Annotated in this window: 11 protein-coding genes; 3 read left to right on the top strand and 8 right to left on the bottom strand. The window is 39.8% G+C overall.

The window, feature by feature from the left end:
* Nucleotides 1–10 precede the first annotated feature (10 nt).
* Together secDF and ACKWB9_RS08195 are read right to left on the bottom strand one after the other, a co-directional pair.
* The gene (secDF, locus tag ACKWB9_RS08200) at nucleotides 11–2,974 is read right to left on the bottom strand and encodes a protein translocase subunit SecDF (RefSeq protein ID WP_414002530.1); all 2,964 of its coding nucleotides are present in this window, start codon (nucleotides 2,972–2,974) and stop codon (nucleotides 11–13) included.
* Between the two features lie 325 nt (nucleotides 2,975–3,299).
* Complete coding sequence (locus tag ACKWB9_RS08195; RefSeq protein ID WP_414002529.1) at nucleotides 3,300–4,226, bottom strand: malate dehydrogenase; 927 nt, start codon at nucleotides 4,224–4,226, stop codon at nucleotides 3,300–3,302.
* Between the two features lie 291 nt (nucleotides 4,227–4,517).
* On the opposite strand from ACKWB9_RS08195, the gene ACKWB9_RS08190 reads away from it, so the two are divergent.
* Nucleotides 4,518–4,892 carry a hypothetical protein gene (locus tag ACKWB9_RS08190; RefSeq protein WP_414002528.1) on the top strand — a complete coding sequence of 125 codons (375 nt, stop codon included), beginning with the start codon at nucleotides 4,518–4,520 and terminating at the stop codon, nucleotides 4,890–4,892.
* A gap of 301 nt (nucleotides 4,893–5,193) precedes the next feature.
* Here the strand turns inward: ACKWB9_RS08190 and ACKWB9_RS08185 are convergent, their stop codons facing one another.
* From ACKWB9_RS08185 to asnB, 4 genes are all read right to left on the bottom strand, one after another.
* Nucleotides 5,194–6,210: a DUF6588 family protein gene (locus ACKWB9_RS08185; RefSeq protein WP_414002527.1), complete on the bottom strand. Its 1,017-nt coding sequence runs from the start codon at nucleotides 6,208–6,210 to the stop codon at nucleotides 5,194–5,196.
* A gap of 224 nt (nucleotides 6,211–6,434) precedes the next feature.
* A complete protein-coding gene (locus tag ACKWB9_RS08180) occupies nucleotides 6,435–7,190 on the bottom strand; it encodes a hypothetical protein (protein ID WP_414002526.1) in 756 nt (251 codons plus the stop codon).
* 94 nt (nucleotides 7,191–7,284) lie between these two features.
* Nucleotides 7,285–9,207, bottom strand: coding sequence for a DNA topoisomerase (ATP-hydrolyzing) subunit B (gene gyrB / locus ACKWB9_RS08175; protein WP_414002773.1), 1,923 nt, complete (start codon nucleotides 9,205–9,207; stop codon nucleotides 7,285–7,287).
* A gap of 450 nt (nucleotides 9,208–9,657) precedes the next feature.
* A complete protein-coding gene (asnB, locus tag ACKWB9_RS08170; protein ID WP_414002525.1) occupies nucleotides 9,658–11,328 on the bottom strand; it encodes an asparagine synthase B in 1,671 nt (556 codons plus the stop codon).
* 243 nt (nucleotides 11,329–11,571) lie between these two features.
* Here asnB and ACKWB9_RS08165 point away from each other — a divergent pair, with 243 nt between their 5' ends.
* Nucleotides 11,572–12,114 (top strand): DUF2911 domain-containing protein, encoded by a 543-nt coding sequence (locus ACKWB9_RS08165; protein ID WP_414002524.1) that lies wholly within the window; start codon nucleotides 11,572–11,574, stop codon nucleotides 12,112–12,114.
* Between the two features lie 180 nt (nucleotides 12,115–12,294).
* Here ACKWB9_RS08165 and ACKWB9_RS08160 read toward each other — a convergent pair whose 3' ends face one another.
* Complete coding sequence (locus ACKWB9_RS08160) at nucleotides 12,295–12,714, bottom strand: hypothetical protein (protein WP_414002523.1); 420 nt, start codon at nucleotides 12,712–12,714, stop codon at nucleotides 12,295–12,297.
* 211 nt (nucleotides 12,715–12,925) lie between these two features.
* Here ACKWB9_RS08160 and ACKWB9_RS08155 point away from each other — a divergent pair, with 211 nt between their 5' ends.
* Entirely contained in the window at nucleotides 12,926–13,717 is a 792-nt protein-coding gene (locus ACKWB9_RS08155; RefSeq protein ID WP_414002522.1) for an NIPSNAP family protein, read from the top strand.
* 10 nt (nucleotides 13,718–13,727) lie between these two features.
* Here ACKWB9_RS08155 and ACKWB9_RS08150 read toward each other — a convergent pair whose 3' ends face one another.
* Complete coding sequence (locus ACKWB9_RS08150; protein ID WP_414002521.1) at nucleotides 13,728–14,846, bottom strand: OmpA family protein; 1,119 nt, start codon at nucleotides 14,844–14,846, stop codon at nucleotides 13,728–13,730.
* Nucleotides 14,847–15,066: the final 220 nt, after the last annotated feature.

The following is a 15,066-nucleotide window of genomic DNA, read 5'->3' as shown; positions in this document are numbered from 1 at the left end:
TTAGCTTAGTTTATTTTTTACCTGAGGTAATTTTTTTGCTCAATGCATCATACATGATAGGGGTTGCAATAAAAACAGATGAATATGTACCTATAATGACACCTACGATCATTGCGAACATAAACCCTCTTAAGGACTCTCCTCCGAATACAAAGATGGCCAAAAGCACGACCAAGGTTGTCAAAGAAGTATTCAAAGTTCTCCCTAAAGTACTGTTGATAGCCGCATTGATGTTATCCCCGGCTTTCCATCCACGTTCCCCGATAATTTCCCGAATACGGTCAAATACGACCACGGTATCGTTCAAGGAGTATCCGATAACCGTTAGGATAGCCGCAATAAATGCCTGGTCTATTTCCATATTAAACGGCATTATTTTTCCAAGTATGGAGAATACGCCCAATACGATCAATACATCATGAAAAACCGCCACAACGGCACCTAGTGAAAACTGCCATCTACGGAAACGCAACAAGATGTAAAGGAAAACCACGGCCAACGATCCCAATATCGCCCAGAAAGCATTGTTCTTAATATCATCCGCAATGGTAGGACCTACTTTAACGGACTGTAATATTCCAATGGACCTATCATTGCTCCCGACAATAAAATCCGCTTTGCCCGTTCCATCCGGTAAGTACTTCTGAAGCGAAGTATATAATTTATCCTGAATCTCGTTATCTACTTCTATACCCTCAACATCTACCTTGTAAGGCGTTGTAATCTTGATCTGGTTAGACTCTCCATAGGTCTTGACATTGGTACCACTACCAAAAACGGTATTCAATTCCGATGCTATCTCGGAAGGGTTCACCTGTTGTTCAAAACGAACGGTATAGGAACGTCCTCCTACAAAATCCACACCCTGTTGTAGTCCTGCTCCAAAAAACAGGGAAAACAATCCAACGGTGACCAAAATACCGGAAACGATATAAGCAATTTTTCTCTTGATCAAGAAATCGATATTCAAGTTCCTGAACAGCCCTTTTGTAGCGTTCGTAGTAAAATCCAGTTTTCTTCCTTTACCACCTATGTACCAATCTACCAACAACCTGGTAATAAAAATAGCCGTGAATAAAGAGGTAAGGATACCTATCAATAAGGTAGTGGCAAAACCTTTAATAGGTCCCGAACCAAAAACAAATAGGATAATTGCCGTTAAACCCGTTGTTATATTCGCATCCAAAATAGAAGAAAGTGCATTACCAAAACCATCGGCAACCGCTTGGCCCTTGCCCTTGCCCTTGGCCAATTCTTCTTTGATGCGTTCAAATATAAGTACGTTCGCATCTACGGACATACCTATGGTCAAAACGATACCGGCAATACCAGGTAACGTAAGAACAGCATTTAAACTGGTCAATACCCCAAATATCAAAAGAATGTTCAACAATAAAGCTACATCTGCAAATGCACCGGCTTTACCATAATAGAAAATCATCCATAGCAATACGATAGCCATAGCGATCATGAAGGACATAAACCCACTATCTATAGCCTCTTGACCTAATGAAGGGCCCACAATCTCTGATTGAATGATTTCTGCTTTTGCAGGTAATTTACCTGCCCGTAACACATTAGAAATATCTTTAGTCTCATTTACTGTAAAGTTTCCAGTGATTTCTGAACGCCCACCAGAAATAGGGCCACTAGATACACCTGGAGCCGTATATACTTTATTGTCCAAAACAATGGCAATACCTGTCTGGTTTGTATAGGCATCACCAGTCAGTTTTTCCCATTCTTTAGCCCCCCTAGTATTCATGGTCATGGAAACTGCAGGTTTGCTAAACTGATCAAAATCGGCACGGGCATCGCTAACTACATCACCACTTATCCTTGGAGTTCCCTCCCTGTTGGATTTTAAGGCATACAAATCGATAATTTCCGTGTCTTCGGTCGCAGGCCTTTCCCATACAAATTTTGTAAATTGAATATCCGCAGGCAACAACCTTCTTATTTCCGGCATCCTTAAATACGCCCCTATTTTGGCCGTATCTTTTATAGCGGCACGAAACATGGCATTGGATCCAGGATTTGCAGGAACCAATAATTCAAACAACGGATTTACCTGAGTCGCCAAATCCAGAGAATCGGCTGAAACATCGGATAATAAAGAATCCAATTCCGATTCTTCCTTTACAGGTTCCGGCTCATCTATCCCTACAATATCCTTTAATCTTTCATTCGCTTGGATCATAAAAGTGCTAAAGCTTGGGTTGCTTTGTTTATAGGTCTCCCAAAACTCCAATTGTGCCGTACTGGATAAAAGATCCTGGGCCCTGGCAATATCTCTAGCACCTGGAAGCTCTACCAAAATACGTGCTGATTTTCCTTCACGTTGAATATAGGGCTGCGTCACCCCAAAACCATCGATACGTTCACGCAGTACCCCAATTGCAGAGACAACTGATTCATCGATCTTCCTCCTAATAATTGGTTTTATCTCATCATCGGACATTTGAAAATTAACCTCATCGCTCAACCCTTTGTTTGCAAAAATATCTGGTGAAGCCAATTTGGCATCTCCCTTAATATTGTCAAAAGCATCAAAAAACAACTCTAAATACGTAGCATCATCATTTTTGGATGCAACATCTGCATCCGCCAATGCCTTATTAAAAATTGGGTTCTTTGTGTTATCTGCAAGCCCTTTAAGGATATCTTTTACAGAAACTTGGAGCGTTACATTGATTCCACCTTTAAGGTCCAATCCCTTGTTCAGTTCTTTTTTCTTCGCCTCGTCATAGTTGGTAAATCCCAAAATCGGGTTACTGCCAATGGAATCTAAATAGCTCGTTTCCAGCGTTTCCCTTTTAGAAACATAATCGGTTTCCGTATCTAAAATACGACTCGCGGCGAACACTTGCGCCTCCTTTTCAACTTTACTTGTGATAAAAGTATAGGATAGCTGATAGATACTAACTAACCCGAATAATAAAGCGAAAAGCTTTATAAGTCCTTTATTTTGCATTGGTTATGTGAATTTTGTGAATGCTTTTTACAACAGCGAGCAAATATATGATTTACCCCTAGATTTGGCAATTATTTAGGATATGAACTCGTTTAAACTTTTTTAATTGGTCAAAAAACAGGTCTTTTTTGTCCTATCTCATCTTTTTCCCTTTCGTAGTTTTCCTATACCAATCAAAATTAATTTCAATAAAAAGATAAAATCTTCGATTTTCGTTTCAACCAAAAAAACAACGATGTTCTAATACTCATAAAAAGTAGACCATCCGGTAATTGAAGTTCATTGATCCGAATGGTCATTACTATTTGATTATGAAATGACTGCTTTATAGGTTTAATAGACCATTGGTCTTGGTCACCCCTGCGGCACTTTCCTGCATTTTATTTTTTTCGGCCGCGCTAAGGGGCACATCAACAATACGCTCAATTCCATTTTTCCCTAAAATTACGGGAACCCCGATACAGATATCCTCCAAATCGTATTCCCCTTCCAAAAAGGTGGAGCATGGGAACATTTTTTTCTGATCGCAGGCAATTGCCTGTACTAGGGCCGAAACCGCAGCTCCCGGGGCATACCATGCGCTTGTGCCCAATAGTTTGGTAAGTGTGGCGCCTCCTACTTTGGTATCGTCGGCTACCTGTTGCAACCTTTCATCGCTTAAAAACTCGGAAACCTTGATACTATTTCTTGTTGCGTGAGATGTTAAAGGTACCATACCCGTATCACTATGTCCTCCAATCACCATACCGTCAACATCTGAAATAGGTGATTCCAAAGCCTCTGCTAATCTATATTTAAAACGTGCACTGTCCAAGGCACCGCCCATTCCAATAATCCTGTTTTTTGGTAAATCTGTAGTCTTATGCACCAAATAAGTCATCGTATCCATAGGATTGCTCACCACAATTAGAATAACATTGGGCGAGTGTTCGATTAAATTGCTTGAAACCGTTTTTACGATTCCCGCATTGATCCCAATAAGCTCCTCCCTAGTCATTCCCGGTTTTCTTGGTATGCCCGAAGTAATAACGGCAATATCGCTATTGGCCGTTTTAGCATAATCATTGGTACTGCCCGTAATTTTTGTATCAAAATCGTTTAAAGATGCCGTTTGCATCAAATCCATTGCCTTGCCTTCCGCATAGCCCTCTTTGATATCCAAAATAACGACTTCCGATGTAAAATCCTTCATGGCGATGTATTCTGCACAACTTGCGCCTACAGCACCTGCTCCTACTATTGTAACTTTCATTTTTAACTTTTTGTTTATTAATTATCCAAAGGACGATCAGATCCTGATTCGCGTAAACTTTTTAACATTTCAAAATTAAGTATTAATTGACGAAAAATGGGATCGAACGATTGATTTATATGTCGAAAAAGACAAGAAAAAATATCGATAAACGGTTAATCAAGTTAAAAAAAACGACCGTTCAACGAAGAAATATAAAAATAACGACCATACATCGAATTTTAATACTATCAAAATACATGTCACCGTTATAAGCCTTGGATACCCAAATCCAAAAACCTACTTACGACTATGAAGAAGTTCCTCTCTTTAATGGCGATCATTGCCATTATTTTCTCTGCAAACTGTTCCAGGATAGAGCAGAATGACGACCCTATTATCGGTATATGGTCCGAGACAAAAACCGTTTCAGAAAGCAATACCGCAAAAACCACCTTACGGAAAGAATGGATCTTCAACGATGTTTATTTGGGCAGGTACCATGAGTTGAACGGAAACGAAATTATAGTAAAGACCGATTTTAAATGGTCTCAAGAAGACGGCACATATACTGTGGAATATAGAGGCTTAGAGGACAAATCCGATGATATTTTTACCATAGAGAAAACCGAGAATGGTGAACTGTTACAAAAAGTTGACGGTAACATGCTCGCCATTAAGGAATAAACAATTTTTAATAGGGCCATGGGAAGAGTCTGTCCGGAGCAATCTGGGCAGGCTCTTTATTTTATCGGAAACCCAATGTCTTTCTGTTTCAACTAAATCCATATGTAAAAGTTTAAATTCCTTTTAAGCATAGTCTGTCATTCCGAACGGGCACGAAGAGGAATCCATTTCCCGTCACCCGTTCCTCGCTCTATATGTCCTTTACAATAATTTATAGGGGGCCCAGAGCAACTTCCCGATAGCTATCGGAAGCAGGATCTTAACCTTTAACTGGATCCCCGAATGGGAATTTTAATGTACGTTATCTAAATCCGAAATTCATCCCAAAGGTCAATGTATTAAATTCACCCAGATTATAATCCGCATTGAGCCTAAAGAATCCTAATTTAAGCTTAGCACCAAGGGTACCGACAATCCCATTGGCTTTTTTGGTAATGGAAAATGGATCGGTATAGGTCTCGGAGGCAAGGGGCCCGCTTGTTACCCTATATGTACCCAGCACGTCTATATCGGATTTTCCAGTTATATAACCGACTCCCCCATAAAAGTTGACAACCGGCAATCTTGTGGATACCACGGCATTAAATGCCCATGTTCCGATATTTACATCCAATCTTTGATTTTCACCCTCTATACGACTTGTTCCGGTAAAGTTATAGTCCGCAGAAAGCCTGGTATACCCTATTACGGCCGAAATGGCAACGGGAAGCACCTTGTCCGCAGGCAACAATTTTGTAAAGTCATGCTGCAGGCCAAAACCAATTAGGCCGACGGAGGCATCTTCATAGGTTATTTTTGGCAGGAAACGTGCCTTGATTTCAGTTCCCTTTATCAATCCCACACTAGCTTGCACATATCCGGACGGAAAAAAGTCGATTCCTTCTCCGGACAGTCCCGATGGCAATCTAAACTCTTCCCGTAAAAGTCCACTTTCATCGGAAACAAAAACATTTATCCCGTTTAAATCCCCCAATGCCGAAGAAACGGACCTGGCCGTTCCGGGATTATCAACAAAATCAATATTTTGATAATCGTTCGGATCCAATACAAAGGTTTTTTTGTCTTCCTTGTTCTTAAAACCGGTTATGTTTCCGATCAACGAAATTTCAAATCCGCCCAAAGGTTTTGCATCTGCCGTATTGTACCATCCCGTGGAAAAACTATAAATGGCACTTTCGGATAACGGCGAAAGATAATCGTTGGCAAATTGTTCCGCATCTCCCACTCCTGCGGCAAAAATATCATTGAAATCCGCATCTGTCTGGGCAATCGCCAGAGAAAAGCTAAGTAAAAAAATACCCGTATATATTCTTTTCATTTTTTTAATTTTTATCCGTGATTTATTTAAACGATCAAGTCGGGTCGAACCTGCTTAAATGGAGTTTTTCTTAAATATTTGAAGCACTTCCGACCCGCATTACAAAGTTCTATTTCATGATTCGGGTTAAAACTAAAAAACCTGCACGAAGGGTACAGGTTTTTGTTGTGTATAACAATATTCTTGATATGAACATTGCGATTATTGATTTTAGATCAAGAAAATTATTTGGAATTCTTCAAATCTTCCATGGAAAATTCGGTATAATCCAAAACATATACCCCTAATAGACTCCACTTGAATTTGTGATCGGCGTATTTGGCCTTAAATTTATTATTGTCCATGAACAAAGAAGCAAAATAATCATCAAAGTCTTTCTTGCTCAACCAAAGTACTTTTTCATCCCCTTTTTTGATATAATAAGATTTTGCTATACCTCCCGCAAGCTTCAAGGAGCCGACTCCAATACCAGAGGTCTCTTTAGCAAAAGGATCGGAGAATACCTGAATTACCCGACTAAATTTTGGATTTACCACTTGCATCAAATATTCGGCCTCGTCCTTCTTATTTTTAAGGGACACCTTTTGATTGGTGTACATTGTATAACCTTTATTCAAATGTTTGGATGCATCCGTTTTGCCCCATTTAGTGGCATCTGAAAAATAATTGCTCTGCTTGGACAGTTTATCCAAACCTGATGGCGCCATATACAAATTGGCTATATCGGCAGCCGATATTTCTATTTTCTTACCTTCCTGAATAAGTTTCAGACCTGTAATCTGACCCTTCTTATATGTAACACCTTTTATATCCGCTTCAATTTTAGTACCATCTTTCAGGGTCACGTAAGCAGGTTTTTTTCGTGAAAATGAGGTATAAGCAGGATCAAAAGCTGCTTGTTTTTCCCGTTCTTTTAAATCTTCCTGTGCAAAACACATGGACATCGTAACAAAAAACAGTGCAAATAGTTTTAATTTCATAATTGATAAAATAAGTTTAGGTTTATATATTAAGGGGCCTAAACTAAAAAACCTGCACGAAAGGTGCAGGTTTTTGTTGTATAAGTATCAATTATTAGGTATCAATGTTCGCATAAACCGCATTTTTCTCAATGAACTCCCTTCTTGGCGGAACCTCATCTCCCATGAGCATGGAGAACACACGATCTGTTTCAGTCGCATTTTCAATGGTAATCTGCCTTAAAGTCCTAAACTCGGGGTTCATGGTGGTATCCCATAATTGCTCGGCATTCATTTCCCCAAGACCTTTATAACGCTGAATGCTCACTCCTCCACTGTAACTGTCCGCAATTTCATCCCGTTCCTTGTCTGTCCATGCATATTTCTTTTTCTGCCCTTTTTTCACCAAATACAGGGGCGGTGTAGCAATATATACATGTCCGTTTTCTATCAGTTCGCGCATATAACGGAAGAAAAAGGTCAGGATAAGTGTTTCAATATGGCTACCGTCCACATCGGCATCACACATGATGACCACCTTATGGTACCTCAACTTCTCAAGGTTCAAAGCCTTACTATCTTCCTCGGTTCCAATGGTTACGCCAAGTGCCGTGTATATGTTCTTTATTTCTTCATTTTCAAACACTTTATGCTGCATGGCCTTTTCTACGTTCAAAATCTTACCTCGTAGTGGTAAAATTGCTTGAAAATTTCGGTCACGGCCCTGCTTGGCCGTCCCCCCTGCAGAGTCACCCTCTACCAAGAACACTTCACATTGCGTAGGGTCTTGTTCCGAGCAATCCGATAGTTTACCTGGCAGGCCTCCGATGCTCATAACAGTTTTTCGTTGCACCATTTCACGGGCCTTTGTGGCCGCATGTCTGGCCTGGGCCGCTAAAATTACTTTTTGGACGATCACCTTGGCGTCGTCCGGATGTTCTTCCAAGTAATTCGTCAACATTTCGGAAACTGCCTGACTCACTGCCGAGGAAACCTCTCGATTACCCAATTTGGTCTTGGTCTGACCTTCAAACTGGGGTTCCGCCACCTTTACGGATACAATGGCCGTTAAACCTTCCCGGAAATCGTCTCCCTGGATTTCAAACTTCAGCTTGTCCAACATACCGGAAGCATCCGCATACTTTTTCAAGGTACTGGTCAACCCCCTTCTAAATCCGGATAAATGGGTACCTCCTTCATGGGTATTGATATTATTTACATAGGAATGCAGGTTTTCTGTATAACTTGTATTGTAGATCATGGCCACTTCCACGGGAATATTGTTCTTTTCCCCTTCCATGGAAATCACGTTCTGAATCAATGATTCCCGAGTTCCGTCCAGGAACTTAACAAATTCCTTGAGCCCTTCATTGGAAAAGAAGGTTTCACTCACATATTCGCCCTTCTCATCTTTTTGCCTTTTGTCCGTAATGGTTATGGTTACCCCCTTGTTCAGGAAAGAGAGTTCCCTCATTCTATTGGCCAGCGTCTCATAGCTGTATTCAACGGTTTGCGTAAAGATGGTCTCATCTGGTCTAAACGTGACCACAGTACCCCTATAATCGGTTTCCCCGGTACTTTTGACAGGGTACAAAGCCTTCCCCCTTTCATATTCCTGTTCCCAAACTTTGCCTTCTCTATGTACAGTGGCATGTAAGTGACTGGAAAGTGCATTTACACAGGAAACCCCCACACCATGCAACCCACCGGAAACTTTATAGGAATCCTTATCGAATTTTCCACCCGCACCGATCTTGGTCATGACGACTTCCAGAGCGGAAACCCCTTCTTTTTTATGCAATCCTACCGGGATACCCCTACCATTATCTTTTGTCGTAATGGAGTTATCCTCATTGATGGTAACGCTTATAGCATCACAATGCCCTCCCATGGCCTCGTCAATAGAGTTGTCCACTACTTCGTACACCAAATGATGAAGCCCTCTAACACCAACATCACCAATATACATTGAAGGTCGCATACGTACATGCTCCATGCCTTCCAAGGCCTGTATGCTATCCGCAGAATAATCTTTCATCGGAGTACCTTCATGCTGTGTCGAGTCCTCTGATTTTTTGATTTCCTCGTCTTCGTTTTTTGCTTCTTCGCTCATAAACTTAAGGTTGTTGTTACTTCAAATTTTGCAATCTTACAAATATAGGGAATACCCTATGGAATATGATGTTTCTAGACATTGGCCATATTGAAGTTATCAACAATTATTGTGGAAAATTATAAGTGGTACCATTGGGTTAAATTGATCTCATAAATAAGGGGGAATTGCTTGTTCTACCCATGTTTTTTTTAACCCGAATTATGCAATAAAAAATCTATTACGCCTCGAAATTGCCTCAAAACATGCTGGTTCAATTTTTAGGGGCAGAGGAATGTCCGCAACAAAAAAGGCACCAAATTAATGGTGCCTCTTAAGGACTAATTAAAAACTACCCTGTTTTGCAAAACAGGAAAACAGAATCGTTATACTTGCTTATTTAAGATAAGCGTCATCATGAACATTAGCTACGGCCCTTCCTGATGGATCGTTCATATTCTTAAAGGCCTCGTCCCATTCCAAAGCAATTTTGGTACTACACGCCACGGAGGGTTCCTGAGGCACACATAAAGCGGCAGCATCACTGGGGAAATGTGCTTCAAAAATAGAGCGATAATAAAACTCTTCCTTTGTGGTCGGTGTCTGAATAGGGAACCTAAACTTGGCATTCTCCAATTGTTCGTCCGAAATCTCGGTCTCGACAAGTTCTTTCAAGGTATCGATCCAACTATAACCTACCCCATCGGAAAATTGTTCTTTTTGTCTCCAGGCAACGCTTTCTGGGAGCATGTCCTCAAAAGCCTTTCTCACCACCCATTTTTCCATACGTTCCCCATTGATCATTTTATCCTTTGGATTGATGCGCATGGCAACGTCCATAAATTCTTTGTCCAAAAATGGCACACGTCCTTCAATACCCCATGCCGCTAATGATTTATTGGCACGCAGACAGTCATACATATGAAGTTTATCCAGTTTACGAACCGTTTCTTCATGAAAATCCTTTGGACTGGGCGCTTTATGAAAGTAAAGGTATCCTCCAAAAAGTTCATCGGCACCTTCACCGGACAGCACCATCTTTATACCCATGGACTTTATGACCCTCGCCATTAAATACATTGGTGTAGAGGCCCTGATCGTTGTTATATCATACGTCTCAAGATTGTATATAACATCGCGAATGGCATCCAGGCCTTCCTGGATGGTAAACTTGATTTCATGATGAACGGTTCCAATATGATCCGCAACTTTTTGGGCAGCGGCCAAATCCGGCGAGCCTTCCAACCCTACTGAAAATGAATGCAGTTGCGGCCACCAAGCTTCGGTCTTATCGTCGGATTCGATTCGTTTTTGTGCATATTTTTTGGCAACGGCGGAAGTTACCGATGAATCCAATCCACCCGAAAGTAATACTCCATAGGGAACATCGGACATTAATTGCCTGTGTACCGCCGCTTCCAAAGCTTCTTTTACAGCTTGGATACTGGTTTCATTCTCCTTAACGGCATCATACTCCATCCAATCTCTCTTGTACCATCTTTTCAATTCGCCATCGCCACTATGCAAATAATGTCCCGGAGGGAATAATTCAATTTTAGTACAGGTACCTTCCAAAGCCTTTAGTTCGGAAGCCACATAAAAAGTACCGTGCTTGTCCCATCCCATATATAATGGAATGATTCCCATATGGTCACGGGCCACAAAATATTCGTCCTTCTCGGAATCATAAATGGAAAAACCAAAAATACCGTTCATTTCGTCCAGAAATTCCGGACCTTTCTCCTGGTATAAGGCCAAAATGACTTCACAATCCGACTCTGTCCTAAAATTATACCTGCCTTCAAATTGCTTTCTTAGTTCCCTATGGTTATAAATTTCCCCATTAGCGGCCAAAATGAGCTTACCATCCGGACTCAATAACGGTTGCTTTCCGGAAGCAGGATCTACAATGGCCAATCGCTCATGGGCTAAAATAGCTTTATCTCCCGCATAAATACCGTTCCAATCAGGGCCTCTATGCCTTATTTTCTTGGACATTTCCAATAACTTGGGCCTAAGTACATCCGTACTCTCCTTTATATCAAACGCACATACAATTCCGCACATAATAATTTATTATATCAATTTGATTGCAAATATTCATTTTATATTTCAATTATAAAATACTAACATCATATATAGTTACATTTTAATACCATATATAGCGTAATTGAGTAAAATATAAATAGGGAATCGGGAATTCAAAGTTTATTTTAACATTATGTAAGGCCGGTAAACTTTAACGACTTTTTATCAGTCTTTGCTATATGAACTGCTTAGTTTTGGTGTTCTAAAAAACAAAATCATATCATGAAAAAATTACTAGTACTTACCACGTTTATTGTGGCATTGGCCTTTACGACCATGGCCAACGCCCAAAAGTTTTCCGGATCGGATAAAAGTCCTATGGATATAGCTTCTTTTCCAAGCGGATATAAAACATCTGATAAGACCGTCCGTATTTCCTATAGCCGCCCAAAATTAAAAGGTAGGGATGCCATGGAACTTATGACCAAAAATGGCCCGGTTTGGCGAACGGGTGCTAACGAAGCACCGGAGATTACTTTTTATAAGGACGTAAATTTTGGTGGACAGGATATTAAAGCGGGAACTTATGCACTATTGACCATCCCGGGAGAAGAAACATGGACCATTATATTGCACAATAGCCTTAACGAATGGGGGGCTTATTTTTATAAAGAAAGTTCCGATGTAGCACGAGTGACCGGAGTTGCAAGTACCGGCGATACTTCTTTGGAAGAATTCTCTATTGCCTTTACGGAAGCAAACAACGGAGCGCATATGTATATGGGATGGGGAAAAACAAGGGTTTCCGTGCCTATTACATGGTAATTTCCTTTTATGGATATTTTATAGAAACCGGGGCTATGGCCCCGGTTTTTTTATGGCGCAATACTGCTGCCGATAAGGTTCGTCCAACCCTTTCTTATTCCTCGGGGCCTTTACAGTCATCATATGCTCCTAATGCAACAAGCACAGTCATGAAGCATTACGGGTATTAAAAACTAATATTTATTCTGGCGGTAGTTTTCTTTTTCCTTTTACTTTATATGTCCTTTGACCGGAATATGCTTCTCCCAACAACGTATTTCCCTTTACTTGTAGCACAACGGATATACGTTCAACTCCTTCAATATTCATATTAAATTTAATATTATCTTCCTGTATTTGAACATCTTGTCCCGTTAATGCACCACTACTCAACTGTATTTCAATCTTGTATTTTCCATTTTCCTTACGAACAAACAGGATACCCTCTTCATATTCGGGTCCTACACCTTCCACGAAATACTTCCATATGCCAATAGGGTCCGTATCGTATAATTTTAAAGTTACGGGGCAGCGTACTACAGTTTTTTCCTTTAATGATCCACGGCCAAAAGAAATGGCACTCACCATTAAAAAAGTTAAAACAAAAATTTTGGTGTTCATGGTAATATGATATATAATATTCTTACATAGTGTTAATGTAAGGCATTTTTTTCAATGTTAAAAACGGAGTTATCCAACTCTTTTTCAATATTCATATACCTCTGTTCTCTTTGTTCTTTTTTGGCATGGAAATTCAGGATATGTTCCAACTCTTGTATCTTAGCTTGGAAATCAAATTATGTACTTTTAAAACATCGAATAGCTATAAATTATGAGATTTTTTGTAAAAACCGGCCTGTTATTTTTTATTGTTCTCCTTACATTTCCAAAACAGGCTATAGGGCAACAAAAGGAAAATAGGGAATACCATCAGTTGATTACATATACCATTAAAAATGAGGAGCAGGAAAAAAAAGTAGATGTGTATCTAAGGGATAGTTTTATACCTGCCGCCAAACGAAATGATATACAAAACATTGGTGTGTTTAAATTGCGCCCTGGAAAATTTGTCGAGCAGAATAAAATTTTTGTTTTGCTCCCTTTTAATTCCTTAACACAATTTGAGGAATTGGAAAAAAAATTATTGACGGATAAACGATATATAGAATCCGGTTCAGGTTTCTTGAACGCTTCTTATAACTCACCTCCTTTTGAACGGATCAACTCTATTTTAATGAGAGCTTTTGAAGGCATGCCCAAAATGAAACCTTCATCGATCAAAAATCCAAGGAAAGAAAGGGTATATGAGTTAAGAAGTTATGAATCTTCCACAGTAGCTAAATACTGGAACAAAGTAGCAATGTTCAATGCAGGGGGCGAAATAGCCCTTTTCTCAAAATTAGGGTTTAATGCCGTTTTTTATTCAGAAGTAATATCCGGTAATCATATGCCCAACTTAATGTATATGACCACCTTTAAAAACATGGAAACACGGGACACCTTGTGGAAAGCATTTTTTTCATCCGACAAATGGAGCGAACTAAAAATGGATGAGAATTATAAAAACAATGTGAGCAAAGCGGAGATTATGCTTCTTTACCCTACGTCATATTCCGATTATTAATAAACATAACCTATTCCTGTGTTAGGATAAATTCTACCCGTCTGTTCTTTCTTCTATCGTCATTGGTCCTATTATCTACCAATGGCCGGGAACTGCCATAGCCTTTCCAGGAAATACGATGCTTTGAAATTCCGAGGTTTATTAAATATCGACCAACCGTTCGGGCCCTTTTCTCCGATAGCTTTTTGTTATAGGATTCCCCGCCAACTGCATCGGTATGTCCGTTAATCGTAATCAAGACCTGTTGGTTTTCCAATAAATAATCATAAATATCCTCTAACTCATTTAGGGAATTCGGCATTAAATCGAACTTATCAAAATCAAAGAGCATATTCTTAAAAACACTGACCTTGTTTATTTTAAAAGTGGATTTTTTATTATCCGTGATCCCGGCAACATCTGTATTTTTACTTTTTGAACTTAAAGGCATTACCGAAACCATATCCAGATAATAATAAGACCCTCTGGTGGTGTGTTTTTTAGTACGAAACTTTCTTGTTCTTTTATTATCCTTAAAATTTCCGATAATCATATGGTTTTCCGTGCCTTTGGCCACGAATTCCCTTTCTACTAAAATCCAATCTTTTTCATCCGAATAGAAATCGGAATACTTGATCTCAAAATAGTTGGAGACATCTCCCGAAACTTGGGACAAATGCATTCTGGAAAGGGTCTTACGGGTCCTTACCGCTATGGGATATTCCGAAAACAAGACCCCGAATTCCTTGATCGCAAAATCCGATCTTTCCGCCAAACTTACATAAAAAGACAGCTTATAGGTTTCTCCTTTTTTCAAAGCTGCGGTCAGATTGGCCTGTAGGTATTCCCTATAATTATCCGGGGCATAAAAATAAAGACCTACGTATCCCACACCAAAATCCGCTGGTTGTTCTCCATTAAAATTCTTTGGCGTCCCCATGGCCGTACTACATCCATTAAAATAGTCGGTAGAACCTAAGGTCGGGGTTTTCCAATGGATCAAATCTGTATTTAAATTACCTAAGGTACTGGGGCAATCCATATATTCCTCAAAGCTGGGATTTTTGATCAAATTTTGGGCAAAGGACACCGAACGACCTGCCAGAACGGCCATTAATACGAAAACTCTTAAAGATTTTTGTCCGCTCATATCGGGATATTGCGTATCCCTAAATTAAGGAAAAGAAAACAGTACGGTTTACACAGGCGTTCTATTCTGTATTTAATGATATAGGAATAACTTCAATTAACCCGTTGTGCATTTTGATTGAGATATAAAAAGTTGTGCAAACTGCTCAATGGCAGTAAATTGTAATAACGACAAAACAATTAAGATGCACAACTTTGATGAAATTTACGAAAGAATACTG

This window comes from Maribacter spongiae (assembly GCF_047345125.1).
Taxonomy (GTDB): Bacteria; Bacteroidota; Bacteroidia; order Flavobacteriales; family Flavobacteriaceae; genus Maribacter.
Note: the sequence above shows the minus strand (reverse complement) of the source record. Positions and strands in the feature narration are given on the sequence as shown.

Bases quoted from the DNA above. Each gene is read 5' to 3' on its own strand.
- secDF (WP_414002530.1), bottom strand. From the start codon at position 2,974: ATGCAAAATAAAGGACTTATAAAGCTTTTCGCTTTATTATTCGGGTTA.
- ACKWB9_RS08195 (WP_414002529.1), bottom strand. From the start codon at position 4,226: ATGAAAGTTACAATAGTAGGAGCAGGTGCTGTAGGCGCAAGTTGTGCA.
- ACKWB9_RS08190 (WP_414002528.1), top strand. From the start codon at position 4,518: ATGAAGAAGTTCCTCTCTTTAATGGCGATCATTGCCATTATTTTCTCT.
- ACKWB9_RS08185 (WP_414002527.1), bottom strand. From the start codon at position 6,210: ATGAAAAGAATATATACGGGTATTTTTTTACTTAGCTTTTCTCTGGCG.
- ACKWB9_RS08180 (WP_414002526.1), bottom strand. From the start codon at position 7,190: ATGAAATTAAAACTATTTGCACTGTTTTTTGTTACGATGTCCATGTGT.
- gyrB (WP_414002773.1), bottom strand. From the start codon at position 9,207: ATGAAAGATTATTCTGCGGATAGCATACAGGCCTTGGAAGGCATGGAG.
- asnB (WP_414002525.1), bottom strand. From the start codon at position 11,328: ATGTGCGGAATTGTATGTGCGTTTGATATAAAGGAGAGTACGGATGTA.
- ACKWB9_RS08165 (WP_414002524.1), top strand. From the start codon at position 11,572: ATGAAAAAATTACTAGTACTTACCACGTTTATTGTGGCATTGGCCTTT.
- ACKWB9_RS08160 (WP_414002523.1), bottom strand. From the start codon at position 12,714: ATGAACACCAAAATTTTTGTTTTAACTTTTTTAATGGTGAGTGCCATT.
- ACKWB9_RS08155 (WP_414002522.1), top strand. From the start codon at position 12,926: ATGAGATTTTTTGTAAAAACCGGCCTGTTATTTTTTATTGTTCTCCTT.
- ACKWB9_RS08150 (WP_414002521.1), bottom strand. From the start codon at position 14,846: ATGAGCGGACAAAAATCTTTAAGAGTTTTCGTATTAATGGCCGTTCTG.